Origin of the sequence: Polynucleobacter sp. 30F-ANTBAC (assembly GCF_018882385.1) — a bacterium.
Lineage (GTDB): Bacteria > Pseudomonadota > Gammaproteobacteria > Burkholderiales > Burkholderiaceae > Polynucleobacter.
In genome coordinates this window covers 895562-921201 of the sequence record NZ_JACVON010000001.1, presented here as the reverse complement: position 1 = coordinate 921201, position 25640 = coordinate 895562, and the positions used below count along the sequence as shown (strand labels likewise).

At 44.9% G+C, this 25640-nt stretch carries 22 protein-coding genes and 2 pseudogenes; 14 read left to right on the top strand and 10 right to left on the bottom strand.

Annotated elements, in window-relative coordinates; genetic code table 11:
- Positions 1-57 precede the first annotated feature (57 nt).
- Entirely contained in the window at positions 58-1047 is a 990-nt protein-coding gene (locus tag ICN28_RS04285; protein ID WP_216286464.1) for a polyprenyl synthetase family protein, read from the bottom strand.
- A gap of 196 nt (positions 1048-1243) precedes the next feature.
- Between ICN28_RS04285 and rplU the strand changes: the two genes are divergently transcribed.
- The 4 genes and pseudogenes from rplU to proB all read left to right on the top strand — a co-directional run.
- Positions 1244-1555, top strand: coding sequence for a 50S ribosomal protein L21 (gene rplU, locus ICN28_RS04280; RefSeq protein ID WP_216286463.1), 312 nt, complete (start codon positions 1244-1246; stop codon positions 1553-1555).
- A 21-nt stretch (positions 1556-1576) separates the two neighbouring features.
- Positions 1577-1837 (top strand): 50S ribosomal protein L27, encoded by a 261-nt coding sequence (gene rpmA / locus ICN28_RS04275; protein WP_216286461.1) that lies wholly within the window; start codon positions 1577-1579, stop codon positions 1835-1837.
- Positions 1838-1921: 84 nt separating this feature from the next.
- A complete protein-coding gene (gene obgE, locus ICN28_RS04270; protein WP_216286459.1) occupies positions 1922-3010 on the top strand; it encodes a GTPase ObgE in 1089 nt (362 codons plus the stop codon).
- 29 nt (positions 3011-3039) lie between these two features.
- Positions 3040-3825: pseudogene (gene proB / locus ICN28_RS04265) on the top strand (glutamate 5-kinase); the annotation flags it as partial.
- 11 nt (positions 3826-3836) lie between these two features.
- Here the strand turns inward: proB and ICN28_RS04260 are convergent.
- Together ICN28_RS04260 and ICN28_RS04255 are read right to left on the bottom strand one after the other, a co-directional pair.
- Complete coding sequence (locus ICN28_RS04260; RefSeq protein ID WP_216286457.1) at positions 3837-4316, bottom strand: CNP1-like family protein; 480 nt, start codon at positions 4314-4316, stop codon at positions 3837-3839.
- Between the two features lie 35 nt (positions 4317-4351).
- Entirely contained in the window at positions 4352-4957 is a 606-nt protein-coding gene (locus ICN28_RS04255; RefSeq protein ID WP_216286456.1) for an RNA pyrophosphohydrolase, read from the bottom strand.
- 83 nt (positions 4958-5040) lie between these two features.
- Here ICN28_RS04255 and ICN28_RS04250 point away from each other — a divergent pair, with 83 nt between their 5' ends.
- A complete protein-coding gene (locus tag ICN28_RS04250; protein WP_216286455.1) occupies positions 5041-6774 on the top strand; it encodes a proline--tRNA ligase in 1734 nt (577 codons plus the stop codon).
- A gap of 76 nt (positions 6775-6850) precedes the next feature.
- On the opposite strand, the gene ffh is transcribed toward ICN28_RS04250, so the two are convergent.
- The gene (gene ffh / locus ICN28_RS04245) at positions 6851-8215 is read right to left on the bottom strand and encodes a signal recognition particle protein (RefSeq protein WP_216286454.1); all 1365 of its coding nucleotides are present in this window, start codon (positions 8213-8215) and stop codon (positions 6851-6853) included.
- Positions 8216-8235: 20 nt separating this feature from the next.
- Between ffh and ICN28_RS04240 the strand changes: the two genes are divergently transcribed.
- From ICN28_RS04240 to ICN28_RS04220, 5 genes and pseudogenes are all read left to right on the top strand, one after another.
- A complete protein-coding gene (locus ICN28_RS04240; RefSeq protein ID WP_216286453.1) occupies positions 8236-9093 on the top strand; it encodes an inner membrane protein YpjD in 858 nt (285 codons plus the stop codon).
- A gap of 38 nt (positions 9094-9131) precedes the next feature.
- Positions 9132-9926, top strand: coding sequence for a 1,6-anhydro-N-acetylmuramyl-L-alanine amidase AmpD (gene ampD, locus ICN28_RS04235; RefSeq protein ID WP_370626439.1), 795 nt, complete (start codon positions 9132-9134; stop codon positions 9924-9926).
- A gap of 299 nt (positions 9927-10225) precedes the next feature.
- Entirely contained in the window at positions 10226-13177 is a 2952-nt protein-coding gene (locus ICN28_RS04230; RefSeq protein ID WP_216286452.1) for a ribonucleoside-diphosphate reductase subunit alpha, read from the top strand.
- A gap of 56 nt (positions 13178-13233) precedes the next feature.
- The gene (locus tag ICN28_RS04225) at positions 13234-14424 is read left to right on the top strand and encodes a ribonucleotide-diphosphate reductase subunit beta (RefSeq protein WP_216286450.1); all 1191 of its coding nucleotides are present in this window, start codon (positions 13234-13236) and stop codon (positions 14422-14424) included.
- Between the two features lie 356 nt (positions 14425-14780).
- Positions 14781-15256, top strand: a pseudogene (locus ICN28_RS04220) (histone H1-like DNA-binding protein).
- Between the two features lie 134 nt (positions 15257-15390).
- Here ICN28_RS04220 and ICN28_RS04215 read toward each other — a convergent pair.
- Genes ICN28_RS04215 through ICN28_RS04190 form a run of 6 tightly spaced genes read right to left on the bottom strand, consistent with a single transcriptional unit; the run spans position 15391 to position 20319 of the window.
- A complete protein-coding gene (locus tag ICN28_RS04215) occupies positions 15391-16350 on the bottom strand; it encodes a carbohydrate kinase family protein (RefSeq protein WP_216286448.1) in 960 nt (319 codons plus the stop codon).
- Positions 16351-16372: 22 nt separating this feature from the next.
- Positions 16373-16993 carry a DUF3426 domain-containing protein gene (locus tag ICN28_RS04210; protein ID WP_216286446.1) on the bottom strand — a complete coding sequence of 207 codons (621 nt, stop codon included), beginning with the start codon at positions 16991-16993 and terminating at the stop codon, positions 16373-16375.
- Positions 16954-17868, bottom strand: coding sequence for a 50S ribosomal protein L11 methyltransferase (prmA, locus tag ICN28_RS04205; RefSeq protein WP_216286445.1), 915 nt, complete (start codon positions 17866-17868; stop codon positions 16954-16956). Before prmA ends, ICN28_RS04210 begins: the two co-directional genes overlap by 40 nt.
- A gap of 30 nt (positions 17869-17898) precedes the next feature.
- Positions 17899-19269: an acetyl-CoA carboxylase biotin carboxylase subunit gene (gene accC / locus ICN28_RS04200; RefSeq protein ID WP_216286444.1), complete on the bottom strand. Its 1371-nt coding sequence runs from the start codon at positions 19267-19269 to the stop codon at positions 17899-17901.
- Between the two features lie 24 nt (positions 19270-19293).
- Positions 19294-19758, bottom strand: a complete 465-nt coding sequence (gene accB, locus ICN28_RS04195; protein ID WP_216286443.1) for an acetyl-CoA carboxylase biotin carboxyl carrier protein — start codon at positions 19756-19758, stop codon at positions 19294-19296.
- A 21-nt stretch (positions 19759-19779) separates the two neighbouring features.
- Entirely contained in the window at positions 19780-20319 is a 540-nt protein-coding gene (locus ICN28_RS04190) for a redoxin family protein (protein ID WP_216286442.1), read from the bottom strand.
- Positions 20320-20382: 63 nt separating this feature from the next.
- Here ICN28_RS04190 and mpl point away from each other — a divergent pair, with 63 nt between their 5' ends.
- From mpl to ICN28_RS04170, 4 genes are all read left to right on the top strand, one after another.
- The gene (gene mpl / locus ICN28_RS04185; RefSeq protein ID WP_216286441.1) at positions 20383-21822 is read left to right on the top strand and encodes a UDP-N-acetylmuramate:L-alanyl-gamma-D-glutamyl-meso-diaminopimelate ligase; all 1440 of its coding nucleotides are present in this window, start codon (positions 20383-20385) and stop codon (positions 21820-21822) included.
- A 65-nt stretch (positions 21823-21887) separates the two neighbouring features.
- Positions 21888-22637, top strand: a complete 750-nt coding sequence (fabG, locus tag ICN28_RS04180) for a 3-oxoacyl-ACP reductase FabG (RefSeq protein WP_216286903.1) — start codon at positions 21888-21890, stop codon at positions 22635-22637.
- Entirely contained in the window at positions 22637-24805 is a 2169-nt protein-coding gene (locus ICN28_RS04175) for a ribonuclease catalytic domain-containing protein (RefSeq protein ID WP_216286440.1), read from the top strand. Before fabG ends, ICN28_RS04175 begins: the two co-directional genes overlap by 1 nt.
- Complete coding sequence (locus tag ICN28_RS04170) at positions 24780-25610, top strand: energy transducer TonB (RefSeq protein ID WP_216286439.1); 831 nt, start codon at positions 24780-24782, stop codon at positions 25608-25610. Before ICN28_RS04175 ends, ICN28_RS04170 begins: the two co-directional genes overlap by 26 nt.
- The last annotated feature ends 30 nt before the right edge of the window (positions 25611-25640 follow it).

The window sequence follows — 25640 nt, the reverse complement described above, 5'->3', positions numbered from 1 at the left end:
TGCGGTGAATAGCAAAAAAATGAAAACCTTGTGATGATCTGTTTAACGGATTGAGGCTTAGGTAGATCTTTTGAGTGAGTAGTGGCAAAGATCGATCAAGCTTTGAGTGGCAGCATTCTGGGGGAAGCATGCCAAGGCATTCTGAGCCAATTGTGCTTCTCTTTCTGCTGCAGCTTGCGTGTAGTCGATAGCTTTAGATTCTATGATGGCTTGATAAACCTGTTGAAAGAGGTCCTCAGGTAACTCTTCCGCTTGCTCGATAGCACTTTTAACTAATTTCTTTTGCTCCGGTGTGCCATGCTCTAAAAGATAAATCAAGGGTAGGGTTGGTTTGCCTTCTCTTAAATCATCACCGGCATTCTTACCCATTTGCTCGGAGCTAGCGGTGTAGTCAAGGATATCGTCAACTAACTGAAACGCTGTACCAATATGTCGACCATAAGCTTCGGCTGCAAGGTACTGCTCTGGTGTTGCTTTAGCAAGGAGCGAACCTAACGCACAGGATGCTTCAAATAGTTTGCCAGTTTTATAGTGAATGACTTGCATGTAGCGCGCTTCAGTGACATCAGGATCATGCATGTTCATCAATTGAAGAACTTCACCCTCGGCAATGGTGTTGGTAGCCTCCGCTAAGATTTCCATAATCTTTAGCTCATTCGGCGCCACCATCATTTGAAATGCTCTGGAATACAAGAAGTCACCAACTAAAACGCTGGCGGCATTGCCAAAAGCAGCATTGGCGGTAGCTCTACCACGACGTAAGTCGGATTCATCAACCACATCATCATGTAGCAAAGTCGCTGTATGAATAAATTCCACAACTGCTGCCATGCTCAGATGGTGATTCAGTTCTTTGCCATTGGCGATAGATTGAGCTGTTAAAAGCAGCAATGCAGGACGAATACGCTTGCCACCTGCTTCAATAATGTAGGCAGAGATTTGGTTAATGAGAGCAACTTCTGAGCGCAAACTGGCCCTGATCACGTCATTTAAGGCGTGCATATCTGAAGAAATAGGGCTAAGAATAGTTTGTAAGTTAGTGCTCATTAACTAATGTAAATGTTGATTATTGATCGGTAACCAGTTTAACCCATTGAATTAATTGGTTTTTATTATAAAAAGTAGTAACAAACTCTATCGCAATCATCTTATTCTACTTTTTGACTAGAAATTAAGCTAGGGCTATAATCTATGGCTCTGCACGACATAGGGTTGTGTGGTGATTTGATAGAAAGATTTCAATATGTACGCGGTCATAAAAACCGGTGGCAAACAATATAAAGTTGCTGCTGGAGAAAAATTGAAAATAGAACAGATACCAGCGGATGTAGGCAGTGAAATCACTCTTGACCAAGTTCTCGCCGTAGGCGAAGGCGAATCACTGAAGTTTGGTGAGCCATTGGTGAGTGGTGCAACTGTTAAAGCCACTGTTATTTCTCAGGGTCGTCATGACAAAGTAAAGATCTTCAAGATGCGTCGACGTAAGCATTACCAAAAGCGTCAAGGTCATCGTCAGAACTTTACTGAGATTTTGATTAATTCCATTAAGGCCTAATAGGCAGAGGCGGAGTAGAAAATGGCACAGAAAAAAGGCGGCGGTTCAACACGTAACGGCCGTGACTCAGAGTCAAAACGATTAGGCGTTAAAGTTTATGGCGGTCAAGCCATCAATGCAGGCGGCATCATTGTTCGCCAACGCGGTACACGCGTTCACCCTGGTGTGAACGTCGGTTGTGGCAAAGACCACACATTGTTCGCATTGGTAGACGGTCATGTTCAATTTGGCGTTAAAGGTGCAGATAAGAAATCATTCGTTTCTGTACTTCCGACAGCTTAATTAGCCTTAACTGAGATAACGAAGAAAATTCAGAACTCAGCATAAGGCCTCGCCCAACAGCGAGGCCTTTTTTTATTGGAATTTATGAAATTTATCGATGAAGCGCGTATTGAAGTAGTTGCTGGCCACGGTGGTTCTGGTAGCGCCTCGATGCGTCGTGAAAAATTTATTGAATTTGGTGGACCTGATGGTGGTGATGGTGGTCGAGGCGGTAGTGTTTACGCTATTGCTGATCGAAACATCAATACCTTGGTTGACTATCGATATGCTAAAAAACATCTCGCTCAAAATGGTGAGTCAGGCCGAGGTGCCGACTGCTATGGTAAAGCGGGCGAAGATATTGAATTGCGCATGCCCGTCGGTACGATCATTCATGATATGGATACCGATGAAGTCATTGCAGATTTAACATTTCATGGGCAGCGCTTATGTCTTGCAAAAGGCGGTGCAGGTGGATGGGGTAATTTGCATTTCAAGAGTAGTACCAATCGCGCGCCAAGACAAAAAACATCTGGCTTACCAGGTGAAGAACATAAACTACGTCTAGAGCTGAAAGTATTGGCTGATGTCGGTTTATTGGGTATGCCGAATGCAGGTAAATCCACATTGATCACTGCAGTATCCAATGCGCGACCTAAGATCGCGGATTACCCGTTCACTACATTGCATCCTAATTTGGGCGTCGTTCGTGTTGGGCAAGAGCGCAGTTTTGTGATTGCTGATATCCCAGGTTTGATTGAAGGTGCTGCTGAAGGTGCGGGACTTGGTCATCGCTTCCTAAGACATTTGCAACGTACGAATTTATTGTTGCATTTGGTGGACATGGCGCCATTTGATGAAAACTTGGATATTGTTGCTGAAGCTAAAGCAATTGTGAATGAGCTTAAGAAATACGATGAGTCTTTGTTTGATAAACCACGTTGGTTGGTTTTAAACAAAGTGGATATGATTCCTGAAGATGAGAGAGCCAATCGCATCAAAGCTTTTGTTAAAGCATATGGTTGGAAGGGTCCTGTTTTTGAAATCTCAGCGCTGACTGGCGAAGGCTGTCAAAAACTTTGCTACGCTATTCAACAAGACTTGGATGATAAGCGCAAGGAACGTGACGACGCTGAAGAGCATGATGCTGATGTTCGTTTTCAGGGTGACGCATTAGATTCTGATGAGTCTTAGTAAAGCAAATAATCAATGAGGTGAGTAGGGTGGTTCGAGCGATACAAAACGCACAACGTATTGTTGTTAAAGTGGGTTCAACACTGGTGACCAATAATGGTCAAGGTTTGGATCATGAAGCGATTGGTCGTTGGGCTGCGCAAATGGCGGAACTCCGTTCTATGGGTAAGCAAGTGGTGATGGTCAGTTCTGGAGCGATTGCAGAAGGTATGCAGCGCTTATCTTGGGCAACCCGACCAACAGATATCCATGAGCTTCAGGCTGCTGCCGCAGTCGGGCAAATGGGCTTGGTTCAAGTTTACGAAACGAGCTTTGCTCAATATGGTATTCGAACTGCGCAGGTATTACTCACCAATGCTGACTTAGCAGACGAAAAGCGTTATCAAAATGCACGAATCACGTTGTTAACACTTTTAAAGCACGGTGTTGTTCCTATCATCAATGAAAATGATACGGTCGTCACGGATGAAATTAAATTTGGTGATAACGATACTTTGGCAGCTCTGGTAACTAATCTGATTGAAGCAGATGCCTTGGTTATTTTGACGGATCAAGATGGTTTGTATAACGCGGACCCTCGTAAAGACCCTCAGGCAACTTTGATTCAAGAAGCAGTGGCCGGTGATCCTCAGTTAGAGATGATGGCGGGTGGCGCAGGCAGTGCACTTGGAAAAGGTGGCATGCTCACCAAAGTGCTAGCCGCTAAATTAGCCAATCAATCAGGTGCTCACACAGTGATTGCTTCGGGTCTTGAGCCCCAAGTATTAGTTCGTCTTGCAAAAGGCGAACTGATTGGTTCACAACTGATTTCGAAATAGTTGCAGGCTTAAGGCTGCAAAAGAGAAATAATTTCTTTTATGTTTCTGCGTGGAATACTATTTTCACAAAAAGCATCTTTGACTAAAGCAGAGTGATATCTGTTGTAGCTATTAGGCGTGATGAACTGCCATTTGCTCCCTGGATTTTTTCGCCACTGTCCATCGCTTTGCAGCGTGCCATACAAACGCCATTCATGTTTTTCACAACGAATACCTTCGTAGCTAACTTGTTTTGCGCCCGAGGGGCTGGTGATGACAATGATGTATCGCAATACATCATCTTTACCTAATTCAATTGAGTCTGCATCAATAGCGAATGTCAGGGGTGTATTGATGGATACAAAAAACGGTTTGAGTTGTTTAGAAGGGGGTGCGCTAGGGAGTTTGACTTCAGCCTCATTCCAAAACCTTGGGGCATCAACATCATTCTCATCGGCTGGATCGAGAGTTTTGTACTGCGCGTGCGACGTGAAGCTAATAAGTAGCATGGTACTAACGAGCGCTTTAAGAATGAAATGCTGTTTCAAGAGGGGTCCTTCGGTGAGTCTGGTGTACTGACGTGATTGTTAGTCGCCATATTTTTACTGATATCAAGAGGAGAGCCCCAAGGCATCATCATCATGCGCGGACCACGGGCAATGTAACGAGCGAGTTCAGATAACGCTAATTCATATACTTCTCGCTTAAAGTCGATGACAACATCGAGTGGAATCCAGTAGGGGCTCCAGCGCCACGCATCAAATTCAGGGTGATCGGTAGCCCTCAGACATACATCGCTGTCTCGGCCAACCATACGAAGTAAAAACCAAATTTGTTTTTGACCGCGATAGCTTTGGCGAGATGAGCGCCGGTTCGATTGTGAGCTATTTGAGCGGCGCAAGAATTCAGCTGGCACGTCGTAACGCAGCCATTCGCGAGTTCGTCCAATGATTTGGACATGTTGCGGCTCTAGACCGATCTCCTCATGCAACTCACGATACATCGCTTGCTCTGGGTTTTCACCATGTTGAATCCCTCCCTGAGGGAACTGCCAGGAATGCTGACCAACACGCTTACCCCAAAAAACTTCGTTGCGTTGATTGATGAGAACGATGCCGACGTTGGGTCTGTACCCTTCTCTGTCGAGCATAATCGCGCCCTTTATTCCTTAATCCTTTAAAATCAATAAATTGATTATAGCTATAGCCCATCCATTATTTAATAAAGTGAACCATGAAAGCATCTCAATTTTTTATTAGAACTCTCAAAGAAGCCCCGGCAGACGCTGAAATCGTCTCTCATAAGCTGATGATGAGGGCTGGCATGATCCGAAAATTAGGGGCCGGCATCTATAACTACATGCCAATGGGTCTTAAGGTCATCCGTAAGGTCGAATCAATTATTCGAGAAGAAATGGACCAGGCTGGTGCTGTAGAGCTATTAATGCCAGTGATTCAGCCGGCTGAGCTATGGCAGGAAACCGGTCGTTGGGACAAAATGGGGCCTGAATTACTGCGCATTAAAGACAGGCATGACCGCGATTTCTTGATTCAGCCAACCTCTGAGGAGGTGGTAACGGATATTGCCCGTCATGAAATTAAGAGTTACAAGCAGTTGCCGGTGAATTTTTATCAAATTCAGACCAAATTCCGTGATGAGCGTCGCCCGCGTTTTGGCATCATGCGTGGCCGTGAATTTTGCATGAAGGATGCTTATTCTTTTGATCGTGATGTTGATGGAATGAAGCAGTCCTACGCCAAGATGTTCGATGCTTATCAACGCATTTTTACCCGTTTAGGACTTAACTTCCGTGCTGTGAATGCCGACAATGGTGCAATTGGTGGTACAGGCAGTCAAGAGTTCCACGTGATTGCAGATACGGGTGAAGATGCTATTGCTTACTGCCCAACTTCAGACTATGCTGCAAATATTGAAACAGCTGAAGCAATGACCTTGATCGCAAGCCGTTCTGCTGCCTCTCAAGAGTTGGTTTCTGTTGCAACGCCTGGTATGAGCAAATGCGAAGATGTGGCTAAGTTTTTGAAGTTGCCACTTGAGAAGACAGTGAAGTCAATTGTTTTGGCGGTGGATGCCGAAGAGGGCGCCAAGCTATTCATTTTGTTATTGCGTGGTGATCATGAGCTTAATGAAGTAAAAGCCAGCAAGGTACCTGGATTGACTGATTTCCGCTTTGCAAGCGAAGCTGAGATCATCGATTACTTTGGCACGCCGCCTGGTTATTTGGGACCAGTAAAAACCAAAAAACCATTAACAGTTGTGGCTGATCGAACCGTTGCAAATATGAGTGATTTTATTTGTGGCGCCAATCAAGAAGGCTTCCATTTAACGGGTGTGAATTGGGTTCGTGATCTACCAGAGCCAATCGTTGCTGACTTACGTAATGTCATCGCTGGTGATGCATCTCCGGACGGTAAGGGCGTGTTAGAAATTTGTCGCGGTATCGAGGTGGGTCACGTCTTCCAGTTAGGTACTCGTTACTCCGAGTCTATGAATGCGGTTTACCTGGATGAAAAAGGACAATCACAACCCATGGTGATGGGTTGTTACGGGATTGGTGTTACAAGATTGTTGGGTGCTGCTATTGAGCAGTGTTTTGATGATCGAGGTATTGTTTGGCCAGTATCGATTGCACCATTCCAAGTTGTTTTATGTCCAATGGGTTACGACCGATCAGATATGGTGCGTGATGCCTCTGATCAGTTATACCGAGATTTAACTGCGGCCGGCATCGAGGTGATTTTGGATGATCGTGGTGAACGTCCAGGTGCCATGTTTGCCGATTGGGAGTTAATTGGTGTGCCTTATCGTGTGGTGATTGGAGAGCGCGGATTAAAAGAAGGTCAGCTAGAGTTTCAAGCGAGAGCGGATACAGAAGCGATGCAAGTACCGGTTGCTGAAGTGGCAAAAAAAGTTATCTCAGCTATTCAAGCCAAGCTCGCTCACTAAATTACTCTGTAAAGAAAAAAGCCTTCAGTTCGCTGGAACTGAAGGCTTTTTTATGAGCATTATTTTTTGATATTGGTTAACGCTTAAACATATTGCCCATACCTTTGGCTGCCATACCGCCAAGCATTTTGGCCATCTTGCCGCCTTTGAATTGCTTCATCATGGTTTGCATTTGTTCAAATTGAGCCAATACTCGATTGACCTCTTGTACTTGCACGCCGGCACCTGCTGCAATACGCCGCTTACGGCTGGCCTTGAGAAGTTCTGGTTTCAGTCTCTCTTGAGGTGTCATGCTATCAATGATGCCTTGGGTCCTGCGAATTTGTTTTTCTGCAACGCCCATATCTTGTTTAGCTGCTGCTTGGGCAAATTGGGCGGGCAACTTATCAAGTAAGCTGCTCATGCCGCCCATCTGTCTCATTTGAGTGATTTGCATTCTGAAATCGTTCAGATCAAAGCCACCTTTTTTGAGCTTTTCCGCAAGTTTTTGAGCGTGTTCAACATCAACTGATTTTTGGGCTTGCTCAACCAAAGCAAGGATGTCACCCATACCTAAAATACGGCTCGCCATCCTGCTTGCATCAAATGGTTCTAAGCCATCCAATTTTTCAGCCACACCAGCAAACTTAATCGGAACGCCTGTGACATGGCGAACAGAAAGTGCCGCACCACCACGTGAGTCACCGTCTAACTTGGTCAGGATAACGCCCGTTAGAGGTAAGGTTGCATGGAAAGCTTTGGCGGTATTGATGGCATCTTGACCCAGCATGGCATCAACAACAAAGAGAGTTTCGATCGGTGTCACGATTTGATGAAGAGCACTGATCTCTTGCATCATCGCTTCATCAATACCTAATCGACCAGCCGTGTCGATAATTAATACATCGTGATAGTGGCGGCGTGCCCAATCAAGAGCATCTCTCGCAATATCTGCGGGCTTTTGATTGTCGCTGCTCGGAAAAAATTCTGCACCAGCCTGATCCGTGACTGTTTTTAGCTGAGCAATGGCAGCAGGTCGGTAGACGTCACAAGAGACTGTTAATACTTTTTTCTTTTGTGTGTCCTTGAGCCATTTGGCTAGCTTACCTACTGAAGTCGTTTTACCAGCACCTTGTAGACCTGCCATCAAAATAACTGCAGGAGGTTGTGCGGCTAAGTTCAGTTGACCTGCTTGAGGATCTCCCATGATGGCAGTGAGTTCTTTTTGAACAACACCAACCAAGGCTTGACCAGGACTTAAGCTACCAATCACCTCTTCGCCAAAAGCTTTGGCTTTGATATTGGCAATTAATTCTTTGACAACTGGCAGAGCTACGTCAGCCTCTAAAAGGGCAAGACGGACCTCGCGGAGCATCTCCGCGGTGTTTTCTTCAGTCAATCTGGCTTGACCGCGCATGGTTTTAACCACACGACTTAAACGATCTGTTAGATTCTGTAACATATGAGCATTAAACTATAGATATGAATATTTTAGGTCACCCCAGCCTTGCATGGTTACCCAGCGCTTTATATTTCTTGTTTTTTTGGCGAGAAATTAGAGTCTATGTCCTGAATTCTCAACAGAATCAAGACTCTCCTCGGGTTTCTCCCTCTTCTCAATGGCTTTTATTGCCGTTGCTACTGTTGCATGGCTTGATTTTGCATGAGTCCATTTTTACAGCAGAGGGTTTTATATTTGGATTTGCCCAAGCGTTATCCATGATGTCCTGGATTGGCGTTACTTTTTTCTGGTTTGAGAGTTGGTACATGCCTACTCGAGGCATCCGAGCGATTGTTTTATTGGCAGCAGGGTTTTGTAGTTTGCTGCCTGTGATTTTCCCTGGACATGTTTTATCTGCTCGTGCCATTGATGATCCTTGGTTTAGAGCCCATTTTATTGTGGCTAATATTGCTTATGGCTTACTAAGCTTGGCGGCATTGCACGCTATTTTGATGCATTGGCAAGATCGTCATTTACATATGCCCACTCACGATAAAACCAATAGCTTTTTTGCTAAGTGGGGGGAGCGCCTACCACCGCTTATGACCATGGAACATATTCTTTTCAGAATTCTTAAGGTAGGCTTTGCTTTACTAACTTTGACTGTTTTTTCAGGCGTGTTCTTTAGTCAAACCCTTTTTGGACGAGCTTTATTTTGGGATCACAAAACTATTTTTGGCATTCTGTCGTGGGTGATGTTTGCCGGTTTGCTCGTGGCTCGTTGGCGGATTGGTCTAAGAGGCTTGACTGCAATACGCTGGGTGCTCAGTTCTTTTGTGGTTTTATTACTGGCTTACGTGGGTAGCCGTTTTGTTTTGGAAGTGTTGTTACAGCGATGAAATGGCTGCTTTTTACCCTGATTTTGACGGGGCTCATTATGTGGTGGCGTTATGCACAGATTGAGCAGAATGGTCGCTCAAGCGCCAAGCCTAACAATCCCAAGCCTAACAATCCCAAGCAAGCCAAACCCAAACAGCCAAATAGTTCTCAAGGCACCGTCTCCAAGCCTCAAGAGATGAAGCAATGCCCTTGCTGTGGTTTAAGATTTCCGGCGGATGAAGGCGTTGGAGCTTATTGTTCTGCTGAGCATCAAAATGCCATTGATCCTAAAGGTTGGTGGGGCGCTGCTGATTGGCTTAAGTCACCCAACTTCGATGAGCGCCCATCAGGTATGCCTATTGAGTTGGTATTGATGCATCACATCAGTTTGCCGCCAGGTCAGTTTGGTAATCATTACATTGCTGATTTCTTTCAAAACAAATTGGATCCGAATGCGCATCCTTATTTTCAAGAAATAGCTGACCGTCAGGTATCCAGTCATTTCTTAATTAAAAGAGATGGGCAAGTGCAACAATTTGTTTCTACTTTGAACCGAGCATGGCATGCGGGCGCTTCAGAATTTTTTGGTCGTGATCGATGCAATGATTTTTCAATCGGTATTGAATTGGAGGGCACGGAAGATTTACCGTTTCAGCCGGCTCAATATCTTGCTTTAAAAGAATTGGTGACTGTTTTAAAGAAACAATATCCGATTGCCGCTTATGCGGGACATAGTGATGTTGCTCCCGGAAGAAAAAAAGACCCTGGCATTCATTTTGATTGGGCTTATTTTTCACAATTAGCGGGCATTCCTGCTCGCCAACTTCCTTATGGTTTAGATAAGCGTTCTTAAGTTTATTGGAGTCGCAAAACCGCAATAGGTTTGTGAGTGCTCACAAACCTATTATTCATTTCCAGCAAGCCCCAAATAAGTGCCAAAAATAGCGAAATTTCTAGCCAAATTAGGGATTTCGATAGGTATTTTTTTGTAAAAAATGCTTATCAAAAGCATGATAAATACCCTATACTTAGTACCGTTGTCGCAAGCTAAACACTAAATGTAGTGTTCTCAGCAGTGAATAGCCGTTGAAAAATAATCAAAATTACTCGTTTTACCCAATTAAATACACATAAAGAAGAGATAGGAGTCTTATGACCTACGCAGATCCGCAGGCAACTGGCGCAACAAGCAACCCATTTGCAGGCCAACCTGGTCAAGTTAACCAAAACCCATCAGAGGCATTTGTTGCTGGTGGAGTGGGCGGTACTCAAGCCACACAATTGTCTGATTACAAAATTATTCGACGTAATGGCTCAGTTGTTTCATTTGAGCCATCCAAAATTGCAATTGCAGTGACCAAAGCTTTTTTAGCTGTAAACGGTGGTCAAGGTGCTGCATCAGCACGCGTTCGTGAACAAGTGGAGCAATTAACACAAGTTGTTGTGCGCGCATTGTTGCGTAGCCGTCCTAACGGTGGCACATTCCACATTGAAGATATTCAGGATCAAGTTGAATTAGCCTTGATGCGTAGTGGTGAGCACAATGTAGCAAGAGCTTATGTTCTTTATCGTGAAAAGCGCAATCAAGAGCGCGCTGCACAAGTAGCGGCAGCACCTGTTGCACCAGTGATGGATCACCCAGGAATCAATGTCAGTGATAACGGTGTGATCAAGCCTTTGGATATGGTTGCCTTGCAAATGGTGATTCAGGCTGCGTGTGAAGGTTTAGGTAGTGCTGTTAATGCAGAGCCAATCATTCAAGAAACAATTAAGAATTTGTATGAAGGCGTGCCAATGGCACAAGTTTACGATTCAGCTATCTTGGCATCACGTACTTGGATTGAAAAAGATCCAGCGTACAGCCAAGTGACTGCACGTATTTTGATGCACACAATTCGTAAAGAGATTTTAGGTCGCGAAGTGCCACAAGGTGCCATGGCAGCTGAATATGTGACTTATTTCCCGCAATACATCAAGCAAGGTGTGGATGCTGAGTTATTGGATCAAAAGTTATTAACATTTGATTTGGTTAAGTTGGGCGCCGCATTGAAGGCCGATCGTGATCTACAGTTCAACTACTTGGGCCTACAAACTTTGTATGACCGTTATTTCTTGCACATTGAAGATCACCGTATCGAAATGCCTCAGGCTTTCTTTATGCGTGTGGCAATGGGCTTGGCTTTAAATGAAGTTAACCGTGAAGAGCGCGCTATCCAGTTCTATGAAATCCTTTCTTCATTCGATTTCATGTCTAGCACGCCAACATTATTTAACTCAGCAACATTACGTTCACAGCTATCAAGCTGCTACCTAACGACTATTCCAGATGACTTGGATGGTATCTACGAGGGTTTGAAAGAAAACGCCTTGTTATCTAAGTTTGCGGGTGGTTTGGGCAATGACTGGACAAGCGTACGTGCTTTGGGCAGTCACATCAAAGGTACTAACGGTAAGTCACAAGGTGTTGTGCCATTCTTGAAGGTGGTGAATGACACGGCTGTTGCTGTGAATCAAGGTGGTAAGCGTAAAGGTGCTGTTTGCGCCTATTTGGAAACATGGCACTTGGATGTGGAAGAGTTCCTAGAGTTGCGTAAGAACACAGGTGATGATCGCCGTCGTACGCATGATATGAACACTGCGAACTGGATTCCTGACTTGTTCATGAAGCGAGTGATGGAAAACGGTGAGTGGACATTATTCACACCATCAACTTGCCCAGACTTGCATGATAAGTTTGGTGCTGACTTTGAAAAAGCCTATATTGCTTACGAGCAAAAGGCAGCCAATGGTGAATTGAAGCCATTTAAGAAAGTTAATGCACTCGATATGTGGCGCAAGATGTTGGGCATGTTGTTTGAAACAGGCCATCCATGGATCACGTTCAAAGATCCATGCAACATTCGTAGCCCACAGCAGCACGTTGGCGTTGTTCACTCATCTAATTTGTGTACAGAGATTACTTTGAATACGAATGAGTCAGAGATCGCGGTTTGTAACTTAGGTTCTGTGAACTTAACAGTTCATATGAAGACAGATGCGAATGGTCAATTGGTTCTGGATCATGAGAAATTACAGAAAACGATCCGTACAGCGATGCGCATGTTGGACAATGTGATTGATATTAACTATTACGCTGTTGCTAAGGCGCGTAATTCAAATATGAAGCACCGTCCAGTGGGTATGGGCATTATGGGCTTCCAGGATTGCTTGCATATGTTGCGTATCCCCTACGCGAGTGATGCAGCTGTTCAGTTTGCTGATGAGTCAATGGAAGCTGTTTGTTACTACGCTTATCTTGCATCAACAGAGTTGGCCGAAGAGCGTGGCACTTACCAGACTTACAAGGGTTCATTATGGGATCAGGGCATCCTTCCACAAGACTCAGTCAAGCTATTGGCGCAAGAGCGCGGTGGCTATGTTGAGGTGGATATGTCTTCTAAGATGGATTGGACAATGGTGCGTAATCGCATCAAACAGTTCGGTATGCGTAACTCCAACTGCGTAGCGATTGCTCCAACAGCCACCATTTCAAACATTATTGGTGTTTCAGCTTGTATTGAGCCAACCTATCAAAACCTTTTTGTGAAATCTAACCTTTCAGGTGAGTTCACAGTGGTTAATGACTATTTGGTGCGCGATCTGAAGGCTCGTGGTCTTTGGGATGAAGTCATGATTGCTGATTTGAAGTATTTTGATGGTTCATTGTCAAAAATTGATCGTATTCCACAAGATTTACGTGCTTTGTATGCCACCGCATTCGAAGTTGAGCCTTTGTGGTTGGTGGAAGCTGCGTCACGTCGTCAAAAATGGATCGATCAGGCTCAGTCACTCAATATTTACATGGCTGGCGCTTCTGGTAAGAAGTTGGACGACACCTACAAGTTGGCTTGGTTGCGTGGATTAAAAACGACTTACTACTTGCGTACGATTTCTGCCACTCACGTTGAGAAGTCAACGGTTAAAGGCGGTGCCTTGAATGCTGTTTCAAACGGTGACCCAACTTTAGCCGCGGCGGCTGCAGCTGCAGCTGCTGAGGCGGATGGTCCGGTTTGTACGATGCGTCCAGGCGATGCTGGCTTTGATGAATGCGAAGCTTGCCAATAAGTCGTATGATTAACGGATAAATAAAAGCAATACACAAAATAAATGGAGAACAAATTATGTTGACCTGGGAAGAAGAAACCCCCGCAGCGGCAACGCTTAATCAACCAGCACCCGTGACAACACCAAGTGCTGCGATGGAAAGCAGTTTATTGCCGAATCGCCCAATGCCGATGCCAATGTCATCTGCTTCTGCACCTTCAGCCACGATTGATCCTGAAGATGCAGTTGCGCGCCGTGTCAACGTGGCGGATAAACGCATCATTAACGGTTCAACGGATGTGAACCAATTGGTGCCATTTAAATACAAATGGGCTTGGGAGAAGTATTTGGCAGGTTGTGCCAATCACTGGATGCCACAAGAGATCAATATGACGCGAGATATCGCTCTTTGGAAGGATCCTAATGGTCTAACCGATGACGAGCGTCGCATCATCATGCGAAATCTAGGTTTCTTTGTAACAGCAGACTCTTTAGCGGCCAACAACATCGTTTTAGGTACCTATCGTCAGATTACAGCTCCAGAATGCCGTCAATATTTGTTGCGTCAGGCGTTTGAAGAGGCGATTCATACTCATGCATACCAATATATTGTGGAATCATTGGGCCTAAACCAGGCTGAAATCTTCAATGCTTATCATGAAGTACCTTCGATTCGCGCTAAAGATGAGTTTTTGATCCCATTCATTGATGTTTTGACAGATCCTTCATTCAAAACAGGCACTTTAGAGAATGATCAGAAGTTGCTTCGCTCATTGATCGTATTTGCTTGCATCATGGAAGGTTTGTTCTTTTATGTTGGTTTTACGCAAATCTTGGCAATGGGTCGTCAAAATAAAATGACCGGTGCTGCTGAGCAGTATCAGTACATCTTGCGTGATGAATCATTGCACTGCAATTTTGGTATCGACATGATCAATCAGATCAAACTTGAGAACCCACAATTGTGGACTGCTGAGTTCAAAGAAGAGTTGCGTAGTTTATTTGAGCAGGCAGTTGAACTTGAGTACCGTTACGCTGAAGACACCATGCCTAGAGGGGTTCTGGGTTTGAACGCTCCAATGTTCAAAGGTTACCTGCGTTACATTTGTAATCGTCGTTGCATGCAAATTGGTTTAGATGCAATGTTCCCGAATGAAGAGAATCCGTTCCCATGGATGAGTGAAATGATCGACTTGAAGAAGGAAAGAAACTTCTTTGAGACTCGCGTTATTGAATATCAAACTGGTGGCGCGTTGAACTGGGAGTAAATTTTTTTAAAATATTTAATGACAACGCTTCTCTTAAGTTGTACTATCACGAAAGTTATAGAAACACTAGGAGAAAAAACTGTTGATAAGTAGTAGCCAACAACGCGTGAATAAATTAAATACTCTGAGTCATCGGAGTAAGTTGTTATCTATTTCTTTTGATAGTTCTAAACGTTCTTCATACGTATTTAAAAAGCCGTCACCTGCAGAGGTCACGGCTTTTTTTCCAAGATTCATTAGCGTGCGACGTGTAGTGAGTGGCGCGCCGATGAATGGCTCGCTCACACGAAATTGGTGTGGTCGGGTTTCTTTAATCAGTAATGTAATTAAATCACTCTCACGTGAAGGAGTTTAATATGGCAATCGCCAAGAAAAAACCTGCTGCAAAGAAACCAGCTGCTAAAAAAGTAGCTGCTAAGAAACCAGCTGCTAAGAAAGTAGCTGCTAAGAAGCCTGCTGCTAAAAAAGTAGCTGCTAAGAAGCCTGCTGCTAAAAAAGTAGCTGCTAAGAAGCCTGCTGCTAAAAAAGTAGCTGCTAAGAAGCCTGCTGCTAAGAAAGTAGCTGCTAAGAAGCCTGCTGCTAAGAAAGTAGCTGCTAAGAAGCCTGCTGCTAAGAAAGTAGCTGCTAAAAAGCCTGCTGCTAAAAAAGTAGCTGCTAAAAAGCCTGCTGCAAAAAAAGCTGCTAAAAAAGTAGTAAAAAAAAAGTAAGTAAGCCTGCTGCTAAAAAACCAGCAGCAAAAAAGCCAGTTGCTAAAGCTGCCTCTGCTTCAACAGCAAAGACAGTATTAAATCCAGCAGCTGCTTGGCCTTTCCCAACAGGTTCACGTCCTTAATCTAATTAGGGACTGATTCCTGAAGGGAATCAAACCCGCTAAAGCTTAATTGCCTTAGCGGGTTTTTTCTTGTCTATATTTTTAGGGGTAGCCTATTGCTAAGTGCCTCCCTTGAGAAAGGCACCACAGATCAATCAATAGCTATAGGCGAAGGCTTGTTTAAATTGTGCTTGAATCTCTGCTTGGCTGGGCTCGTGATTTTGCGGACCTTGGCTGGAAATTTTGATAGAGCCCATCAGACTAGCTAATCTGCCAGTTGTTTCCCAATCAAAACCTTGTTCCAAGCCGAATAATAATCCGCCTCTGAAAGCATCACCACACCCAGTTGGATCTATTGCTTGGTTAACGGGCACTACTGGAATGTCATATTTTTGACCTTTGGCATGAATTTCTGCACCTTGGGCACCTTTGGTGACAATTAAGGCTTCTACACGCTCTGATATTTGTGGGAGTGTTAAGCCTGTCCGTTTTGAGAGCATCTCACCTTCGTAGTCATTTACGGCAACGTAGGTTGCTTGTTCGATGAAGCCTAGAAGTTCTTGACCATCAAACATCGGTAAGCCTTGACCTGGATCGAAGATAAAAGGGATGTGAGCATCGGCTAATTGCTGGCAGTGTTCAACCATACCTTGCCTGCCATCGGGCGCCACAATTGCAATCTTAGGTTGGCTTAAATTCTTAGCCTGTCGATGAGCTAGCACATCAGCCACAATATTCAGGTGTGATTCACCCATGGCACCAGGGTGAAACGCTGTAATTTGGTTATTGTCACGATCCGTGGTGATCATGGCTTGAGCAGTGAAAGCAGTAGGGATCTCACGAATATGATCTGCTGTGATCTTGTATTTAGCCAATTGATCATAATAAGGGCCTGCATCACCGCCGACGGTTGCCATAATCACAGGGTCTCCACCTAATAGTCGGTGGTTATACGCAATGTTGCCGGCACATCCGCCAAACTCTCGGCGCATGCTGGGTACCAAAAATGCCACATTCAGAATATGGATTTGGTCAGCCAAGATTTGATCTTGAAAGCGACCTTCAAAAGACATGATGGTGTCGTAAGCGATTGAGCCGCAAATTAAGCTAGACATAATTTTTCCAAAGGTTAAGTGATTAATGAGGGAGTGTTTTGGGGCTATAGCTTAATCGAACACGATAGCCGGCAGCACTTTCGGGTAAGGAAAGAGGTAGATTGCTCGCTACTTCTTGCAAGGGAGATGCTCTGACTTCTTCCAATGCCGATAGATTGGCGTCCTTCGGCAACCAGTCTTGAGGTTCCAGAAGAATTTCACCAATCAAAGCATCATTGATATCTGTAATCGACAAAATAACAGAGGGCCAGATCACAGGATTATTCAGTTGGTTTCTGATTTGAAGTTTAAGAAGACCTGTGACGGAGGACGTCTCCTTATCTTTTGAAGCGTCAATTTCTAAATGGGCAAACTCAATTGACCATGCTGAAAAATCACGTAGGGCCTCATCATGACAAGGCAATAACTGGCATATGGCTCGATCGATTGTTGAAAATGCCAGTCTAGCGGGCTCTTGGATACTTGGAGGCGCTTTGGCAATTATGTGGTGAATTGTGTTTCTACCAAGATAGCTGATTTGAGCAAATACTAAAAATACCAAAAGAAGAGCTGTTGAAATTTTTAACCAGCGAGAGCTGGCTTTAACCACATGAGAGCTTTGGGTTAATTCAGGAGTTTTTTTTTGAGCTGACCGGTTAGACAAACCCAGCCATCATGCTCTCGCCAAACATGGAGCGTTAGCCACGGTTTATAGGTTTCAATTACTTCTTCTGCTTGTCTTGCCAAAATGCCTGATAACACAATGTGACCTTCAGGCGCGATACGCTGACAAAGAGCGGGGGCTAAAACTTGTAGTGGATTGGCTAGGATATTAGCGACCACAACATCATGTTGGCTGTCAGTTGTGTCTTCTTCAGGTAAATAAAAATCAACCGTCACTTCGTTGCGTATGGCATTGTCTTTAGCGGAGCTAACTGCTTGAGGGTCAATATCAACACCTATGGCAGGACCACAGCCCAAGCGCTTGGCCGCAATAGCTAAGATGCCAGAGCCACATCCGTAATCAAGTAAGGTTTTTTCACTTAAGCCTTCATGCTCTTCTAGCCACTGCATGCATAGTTTGGTGGTTGGATGACTGCCCGTACCAAAAGCTAAACCAGGGTCTACCGCAAGACAAACTGCATTGGGATCTTGAGGAGCATCGTGCCAAGAGGGGACGACCCATAGGCGTTGACCAACCTGAATCGGATCAAATTGAGATTGCGTTAAGCGAACCCAATCTTGCTCTTCAACAGCTCGTTCCGTTGGGATAGTGACCTGAAATCCTTCTTCGCTTAAAGCTAAAGAAATCTCAGCGGCACTTAAAGCATTTTCATCAAAGAGAGCAACTACTTGAGATTGTTCCCAAGCATTTTTTTCGGGGGTTAGACCCGGTTCGCCGTAAAGAGGTTTTTCTTCTTCCGTATCAACAGCTGCATCGCTAACTGAAATAGATAAAGCACCCAATTCCATGAGTGCGTCTCCAAGGTTCTCTGCGAGATCCTCGGAAACAGTAAAGATAAGTTCACGAAATGCCATTAATGCGTTATGAAGTGAAGGGTCTGTTAATTACTTCACATTGCCACGGCGAGATGCCGCTTGTTCTTCAAGTTTGTGCTCAAGGTAATGAATGCTGGTGCCGCCTTCGACAAACTTTGGATCGAGCATCAGTTCGCGGTGCAATGGGATATTGGTCAAGATACCTTCAACAGCTGCTTCTGATAAGGCAATGCTCATGCGGCGAATGGCTTGTTCGCGAGTTGCACCATAAGTAATTAATTTGCCAATCATGGAGTCATAGGTTGGAGGCACAAAATAGCCCGCATACGCATGAGAATCGACACGCACACCTGGGCCGCCTGGCATATGCCATGACAAGATTCGACCTGGGCTTGGCATGAATTTCACAGGATCTTCTGCGTTGATACGGCACTCAATCGCATGACCTCGGAATTCAATATCTTTTTGACGGAATGGTAGTTTTTCACCCGCAGCAATATGAATTTGCTGTTGAACAATATCGATACCCGTAATGAGTTCTGTCACAGGGTGTTCAACCTGAACGCGCGTGTTCATTTCAATGAAATAAAACTCGTCGTTTTCGTATAAGAACTCAAATGTGCCTGCGCCGCGATAACCAATTTTGCGACAAGCTTCTGCACAGCGCTCACCAATTTTTGCAATTAGGCGACGATCAATGCCAGGTGCTGGCGCTTCTTCAATCACCTTTTGGTGGCGACGTTGCATCGAGCAATCACGTTCGCCTAGATAAACTGCATTTTTATGGGTGTCCGCTAAGATTTGGATTTCTACGTGGCGAGGATTCTCTAAGAACTTTTCCATGTAGACCTCTGGATTACCAAAGGCTCGACCAGCTTCTTCGCGAGTCATGTTCACAGCATTGATTAAGTGAGCTTCAGTATGGACCACGCGCATACCGCGACCACCACCACCGCCAGCCGCCTTGATGATGACTGGGTAGCCCACCTTTTTAGCTGTTGCAATAATTTCTTTTGGATTATCAGGAAGTGCGCCTTCTGAACCAGGTACGCACGGTACGCCTGATTTGATCATGGCTTGCTTTGCTGATACTTTATCGCCCATTAAGCGAATCGATTCAGCGGTTGGACCAATAAAAACAAAACCTGATTTTTCTACGCGTTCAGCAAAGTCAGCGTTTTCAGATAAGAAGCCGTAACCTGGGTGAATCGCTTGAGCATCGGTTACTTCAGCCGCAGAAATAATCGCTGGCATATTGAGGTAGCTAAGTGCTGAAGGAGCTGGGCCGATACAAACAGCTTCGTCTGCCAATTTGACATACTTCGCATCGCGGTCAGCTTCAGAGAAAACCACCACAGTTTTAATGCCCATCTCGCGACAGGCTCTTTGAATACGTAGAGCAATTTCGCCACGGTTGGCGATGAGGATCTTTTCAAACATCAGATAACCTTTATAACTCTTGAATTAGCCAATAATGAAAAGAGCCTGACCAAATTCAACACCTTGGCCGTTCTCACATAGGATTTCTTTAACAACGCCTGATTTATCAGATTCGATCTCGTTCAATAACTTCATCGCTTCGATGATGCAAAGAGTTTGACCTTCTTTGACTGAGTCGCCAATTTTTACAAAAGAGTCTGCGCCTGGAGTTGGTGCACGGTAGAAAGTACCGACCATTGGTGATTTAACAGCGTGCCCAGTTGGCTCGGCTGGAGCAGCTACTTCTGCTGGAGCAGCAGCTGCAGCGGCAGGAGCTGGACCGGCAGCTGGTGCGGCTGGAGCAGGAGCATAGTATTGTTGGGTTGGAGCGGCAATCGGAGCTGGATTTTTTACGATACGTACTTTGTCTTCGCCTTCGGTAACCTCTAGTTCAGATACGCCAGATTCAGCTACTAAATCAATCAAAGTTTTAAGTTTTCGTAGATCCATGATGCCCTTCCATATAGTTTTTTACTTGGAGGTGATTATAACGGCATCTAACCATGAACTGAGCTCATCTTCGCTTATTTTTCCAAGTTTGACCTTCTTAATGCTTCCTTTTTCATCAATTAGGACGGTAAATGGCAGCCCAGAGCTTGGATTTCCCATACTTTTTGCCCAATTACTACCCTCTAATCCACCTAAAACGATTGGGTAGTTAACGGGTGTTTTTAAAAGAAATTGACGTAAATTGGATGGTGAATCAACACCAATGCCAACAAATAGCACATTTTTAGAGCGATATTTCTCTTGAACGCGCACTAACTCGGGCATTTCCTCGACACAAGGTGGGCACCAGGGGGCCCAAAAGTTCAAAACCAAGGTTTTTCCTCTCCAACTCGCGCTCGGCAGAACCTCACCATCAGGTGATCTCAACTCTTGCTTTAGAAAAGTCTCAATAGCGGCATCTTTTGCAAGAGTTGTCCTGAATTGATAGCTGGCAACGCCCATACCTAAAGCGCCTGCTAAAAAACCGATTGCGAGGATGAAGATCCACTGACGTTTATTCACTTTATTTCTTTCTATTTCAGTTATTTGCCTTATTTTGCACTGATGTTTGGATAAAATCTTGCCATGCATCTTCATATTCTCGGTATTTGCGGTACTTTTATGGGCGGTATTGCCGCCATCGCACGTCAAGCTGGTCATCAAGTGACTGGATGCGACGCTAATGTCTACCCTCCCATGAGTACTCAGTTAGAGGCTCAAGGTATCCAGTTGATCGAGGGTTTCTCGCCCGATCAACTAGCTCTTAAACCGGACTTGTTCATTATTGGCAATGTAGTTTCTAGAGGCAATCCTCTGATGGAAGCGATTTTGGAGCAGGGCTTGCCTTATCAGTCCGGTCCTCAGTGGTTAGGGGAGCAAGTATTAAGAGGTAAGCATGTTTTAGCGGTGGCGGGGACTCATGGCAAAACCACCACGACAGCGATGTTGACCTGGATCCTTCAAGCCAATGGTTTGGAGCCGGGTTACTTAATTGGTGGAGTACCCAATAATTTTGATGTTTCAGCACGATTAGGTGAATCAACCCCTAAGTCTAAGGAGTTATCTCAAGGCGCGTCAGAATCTCATTACTTTGTGATTGAAGCGGATGAATATGACACCGCTTTTTTTGATAAGCGCAGCAAGTTTGTGCACTATCGACCACGCACAGCCATTTTGAATAATTTAGAGTTTGATCACGCTGATATTTTTGCTGACATTACTGCGATTGAAACGCAATTTCATCATTTGGTCAGAACAGTGCCAGGAAGTGGTTGTTTGGTTGTGAATGCAGCTGAAGAGAGTTTGGATCGAGTTATCAAGCGAGGTTGTTGGTCGACGCTTGAGCGTTTTGGTGATGGTCATGCATCAGCTGTGGCAGCGCCTGATTGGACGCTTCAAGATACTCAAGCAGATGGCTTTAAAGTCTTTTTCCAATCCAAAGAAGTTGCAGAGGTTACATGGGATCAAGATGCTTCTGTGACAGGTCGACATAACCAATTGAATGCATTGGCGGCTATTGCAGCAGCACATCACATTGGGATTTCTCCTAAAGATGCTGCGCAAGCATTGGGCACATTTAAGAATGTAAAGCGCCGTATGGAAATCATCGGGCGTGTGAACGGCATCACCATTTATGATGATTTTGCCCATCACCCAACAGCCATCACAACAACGGTAGATGGTTTGCGTCGTCGTATTGAAAATCAGCCGAACGCAAGAATTTTGGCCGTATTAGAGCCACGCTCCAATACGATGAAGTTGGGCGTTATGAAAAGCCAATTGCCAGATAGTTTGAAAGATGCCGATTTAGTATTCGGTTATGGCGCTTCATCCGGTAAAGATGCTTTAGGCTGGGATCTCAAAGAGTCACTGGCACCATTGGGACCCAAGGCACAAGCCTTTGATGATTTAGAAAAGTTAATGGCAGCCGTTAAAAAAGAAGCACGCACTGGCGATTACATTCTAGTGATGAGTAATGGCGGATTTGGTGGCGTACACAGAAAATTATTAGAGATGCTTAAGTAAGTGATATTAAAAACACAAATAAATAAAGTTAACTAAATATGTCTCAAAGTTCGAATCAACAAGCTCTGCGCTTGCATCAAAAAATAGCCATCATTACAGGTGCTGCCAATGGCATTGGTTTTGCAACAGCAGAAAAATTTATAAATGAAGGTGCTATTGCTATCGTTTGTGACATAAATGCTGATCAAGTCAATCAAGCGGTTGCAAAACTTCAAGAAAAGACTGCGACGACCAATCAAGTCGAGGGTTATGTCATGAATGTGACCGATCGAGTGGGCATTGATGCTGTTGTTGAATCCGTTATGGCGAAGCATGGGCGTATCGATGTGCTGATCAACAATGCCGGTATTACCAAAGATGCTCGCTTGGTTAATATGACGGAAGAACAATTTGATGCTGTTATTGATGTCAATTTAAAGGGTGTTTTTAATTGCACTCAAGCTGTTGTTCCGCACATGTTGAAGGCAGGTAAGGGTGCTATTGTGAGTGCCTCTAGTGTGGTGGGGCTTTATGGTAATTTTGGACAAACCAATTACGCTGCAACTAAATTTGGGGTGATTGGGTTAACCATGACTTGGGCTCGTGAGTTGGGACCTAAAGGCATTCGGGTGAATGCTGTTTGCCCCGGTTTTGTGGAGACTGGGATCTTGTCATCCATGCCTGAAGATGTATTAAAAGGCATGAAGGATCGTTCTTGGTTGCGCCGTTTAGGGCAGCCCGAAGAGTTAGCCAATGTGTATGCCTTTTTAGCCAGTGATGAATCTAGTTATATCAACGGTATTGCACTTGAAGCCAGTGGCGGAATTTCTCTTTAATGCATTTGCTTCATGAAGAAGGTGGCGATATCAAGATCGCCACATTAATAACAGCGGCGGGTGCAGAGACTGACCCCTTGGCCGTTGAAAGTTTGGGTGGTAAGCGTGGCAAACTTAAATCAAAAGATGTTTGGTTGCGTTTTCAATGCCCTTCATCCATGGCGATCGCTGACTTTTTACCTCAAGCAAAAATTATTTCTGATGAGATTGATTTAGATTTCGTTTGGGAATGTGCTGGTCCTGGCGAGTTTCAATTTTTAGATCTAGCCAAGGAGTATTTTGGCGAAACGGCCTCACCGTTGCAGCAAACCGCGTTAGCCATCGCCTTGCAAGCGGCTCCAATTTACTTTCGACGCAAAGGGCGTGGGCAGTTTATGCGCGCGCCAGAGGATCAGCTTAAAGCTGCTCTCTTAGCTGTTGAAAAAAAGAAAGTAGAGTTGGCTAAGCAAGCGTCTTGGGAAACCGAGTTGCGAGCTGGTCAGTTGCCAGAAGAGATTTATCCGCAGGTTAATGCGTTGTTGTTTGCGCCCGATAAAAACACAACCGCCTACAAAGCTGTGCATGCGGCATCTCAGGGATTAAAGGGTGGTATTGCTGAATTGTTTTTGAAGTGCGGTGTCTTGGGGTCTGCGTTAGCCTATCACGAAGGTAAATTTTTAAAAGAGCATTTTCCTAAGGGTGTTGGTTTTAATGTGACCATGCAGCCTAATGAAGAGGCTGATTGGCAGGCTGCGCTAAATCAATTGCCTGAAGCAGCGGTGCGTGCTTTTTCAATTGATGATGCGAGCACCACAGAGATTGATGATGCATTTTCTGTGACGCAGATAACAGGGTTGTCTAACTGTTACCGTATTGGTGTGCATATTGCAGCGCCAGCATTGGCGATTGGGCGAGGTGGCGCGCTAGATCAAATTGCGCGACAAAGACTTTCGACGGTTTATTACCCGGGCGGGAAGATCACAATGCTGCCAGATCAAGTGATTGATGTATTTTCATTGCATGCTGCTGTTAGCGGCATCAAGGATCAAGAAAATGACATCAACGATACGGATGAGTTACCGCTACGCCCAGCAGTTTCTTTGTATGTCACGATTGATGCTGAGGGCTTACCAATTTTAGAAGGTGAGCATGCCCCCAAGACAAAAGTGGAGCGTGTGCCAATGGCGCATAACCTTCGCTTAGATGATTTGGAAGATTTGGTAACGGAGGAGTCTTTAGCGGATACCTCTAATGCTGCTCAGTTGCCTTATCAACAAGAGTTGGCAGTGTTATGGCGATCAGCCAAACAACTTCATGCTCTTCGCCAAGCGCAACGGGTTGCTAATGGCTTGCGTGCTGAAGTATTAGGTTTGCCGGACCCTCAAGCACTCGCTAGAGACTTTAACTTTACGGTAATCGATGGCATAGTGGAGATTAAGCCGCGCCAACGAGGCTCTGTTTTGGATTCAATCGTTGCGGAGTGGATGATCTATTGCAACAGTACATGGGGTAATCAACTTGCCAACCACAGTGTGCCGGGCATTTATCGTGTCCAAAAAGGTTGGGGTCCACAACGTACCAGGATGCAAACCATGCCGGGCCCTCATGAAGGTCTGGGTGTTGAAAACTATTCATGGTGCACCTCACCATTACGTCGGTATGTCGACTTAGTGAACCAATGGCAATTAATTGCCATGGCGCAACACGGCGTTACGGCCAAGTTGGTTGCGCCGTTTAAACCCAAAGATGCTGATTTGATGGCGATTGCTGCTGACTTTGATGGCACTTATGCTGCTTATGGTGAACATCAAAATCAAATGGAACGTTATTGGTGTTTGATGTACTTAAAGCAATTGGGCTTACCTTGGAAGGGTGTGGTGAGACACCTCAAAGAGGGGCAGGCCAGGGTTGAAGAGGTTCCTTTGCGTTTGAATGTTCCAGAATTGGCAGAGCAGGCAAGAGGTGCTCGTGCCGAGATAGAGGTCTTAGAGGTTGACTATTTGGCATTGGAAGCCAGTGTTCGTTATTTGGGCCTGATTGATTCCGGTGTTGATGCAGAAATGATTTTCCAAAATGAGATAGATGCTGAAGTTGAGTCTCAATCAAAAGAGGAATCTGAAGCTCAACCTGAACAGAAAACAGACGAACAAGATATATCACCCGATGCGCACTCCGGCACTCCTCAGTAAATATATCGATCTTGATTGGAAGAATTGGAAACGACCAATGGCTTATGCCATTGCTGCATCGATTTTTTTGCACATTATTTTCTTGGCATTTAAGTGGCATGAGGATAGTGAAAAAACCAAGCGCTTGAAAACGCCGCTCAGTGTGGTGTTAGTAAATGCTAGAAGTGCTACGCCCCCAGTGAATCCAAGGCGTTTGGCTCAAGCAGATTTAAATGGAGGCGGAGAACTAAAAGAGGCGACAGCCAGTGCCTTGCGTCGAGCTGATCCTAATTTGGCAGAAAAGCTTGAAAAAATGGAAGCGGAGCAAAAGCGCTTGTTGTCTCAAATGACAGCAGAAAGAGCCAATAGCGCTAGTACAACCCAGGGTAAGAAAGCGATAGAACAGAGTGAGTCGAACCCTCTAGAGGCGGAGTTGAGCAAACGTTTGCAAAAGAACGGTCAGACCCCACGACGCGCAGTGGTCACTGCGACAAGTGCTAAAGCGGTTATTTTTGCTAACTATTACGATGCTATGCGGAAGCAAATTGAAGCCTACGGTACGACGCACTTTCCGAGGGTAAAAGGTCAAGCGCTTTACGGTAGTCTGGTGGTTATGGTGAGCGTTGATCAACAGGGTCGACTAGCTAAAGAGGGTATTGAAGTCATGAAGTCTTCTGGTAATCAAGAGTTAGACCGTCAAGCGCTTGCCATCATTCGATCTTCAGCTCCCTTTGGTCGATTTACAGATCGCATGCGACAACAAATTGATGTCTTGGATTGGGTTTCTACTTTTGAATTTACCCGAGATGGTGCAGAATTGAAGTGACCTCAATAAAAAGTTTAAATTCATTAAAGG

What these genes read in the sequence shown, in the direction of transcription:
- ICN28_RS04285 (WP_216286464.1), bottom strand. Translation starts at nt 1,047, where the DNA reads ATGAGCACTAACTTACAAACTATTCTTAGCCCTATTTCTTCAGATATG.
- rplU (WP_216286463.1), top strand. Translation starts at nt 1,244, where the DNA reads ATGTACGCGGTCATAAAAACCGGTGGCAAACAATATAAAGTTGCTGCT.
- rpmA (WP_216286461.1), top strand. Translation starts at nt 1,577, where the DNA reads ATGGCACAGAAAAAAGGCGGCGGTTCAACACGTAACGGCCGTGACTCA.
- obgE (WP_216286459.1), top strand. Translation starts at nt 1,922, where the DNA reads ATGAAATTTATCGATGAAGCGCGTATTGAAGTAGTTGCTGGCCACGGT.
- ICN28_RS04260 (WP_216286457.1), bottom strand. Translation starts at nt 4,316, where the DNA reads ATGCTACTTATTAGCTTCACGTCGCACGCGCAGTACAAAACTCTCGAT.
- ICN28_RS04255 (WP_216286456.1), bottom strand. Translation starts at nt 4,957, where the DNA reads ATGCTCGACAGAGAAGGGTACAGACCCAACGTCGGCATCGTTCTCATC.
- ICN28_RS04250 (WP_216286455.1), top strand. Translation starts at nt 5,041, where the DNA reads ATGAAAGCATCTCAATTTTTTATTAGAACTCTCAAAGAAGCCCCGGCA.
- ffh (WP_216286454.1), bottom strand. Translation starts at nt 8,215, where the DNA reads ATGTTACAGAATCTAACAGATCGTTTAAGTCGTGTGGTTAAAACCATG.
- ICN28_RS04240 (WP_216286453.1), top strand. Translation starts at nt 8,236, where the DNA reads ATGAATATTTTAGGTCACCCCAGCCTTGCATGGTTACCCAGCGCTTTA.
- ampD (WP_370626439.1), top strand. Translation starts at nt 9,132, where the DNA reads ATGTGGTGGCGTTATGCACAGATTGAGCAGAATGGTCGCTCAAGCGCC.
- ICN28_RS04230 (WP_216286452.1), top strand. Translation starts at nt 10,226, where the DNA reads ATGACCTACGCAGATCCGCAGGCAACTGGCGCAACAAGCAACCCATTT.
- ICN28_RS04225 (WP_216286450.1), top strand. Translation starts at nt 13,234, where the DNA reads ATGTTGACCTGGGAAGAAGAAACCCCCGCAGCGGCAACGCTTAATCAA.
- ICN28_RS04215 (WP_216286448.1), bottom strand. Translation starts at nt 16,350, where the DNA reads ATGTCTAGCTTAATTTGCGGCTCAATCGCTTACGACACCATCATGTCT.
- prmA (WP_216286445.1), bottom strand. Translation starts at nt 17,868, where the DNA reads ATGGCATTTCGTGAACTTATCTTTACTGTTTCCGAGGATCTCGCAGAG.
- accC (WP_216286444.1), bottom strand. Translation starts at nt 19,269, where the DNA reads ATGTTTGAAAAGATCCTCATCGCCAACCGTGGCGAAATTGCTCTACGT.
- accB (WP_216286443.1), bottom strand. Translation starts at nt 19,758, where the DNA reads ATGGATCTACGAAAACTTAAAACTTTGATTGATTTAGTAGCTGAATCT.
- mpl (WP_216286441.1), top strand. Translation starts at nt 20,383, where the DNA reads ATGCATCTTCATATTCTCGGTATTTGCGGTACTTTTATGGGCGGTATT.
- ICN28_RS04175 (WP_216286440.1), top strand. Translation starts at nt 22,637, where the DNA reads ATGCATTTGCTTCATGAAGAAGGTGGCGATATCAAGATCGCCACATTA.
- ICN28_RS04170 (WP_216286439.1), top strand. Translation starts at nt 24,780, where the DNA reads ATGCGCACTCCGGCACTCCTCAGTAAATATATCGATCTTGATTGGAAG.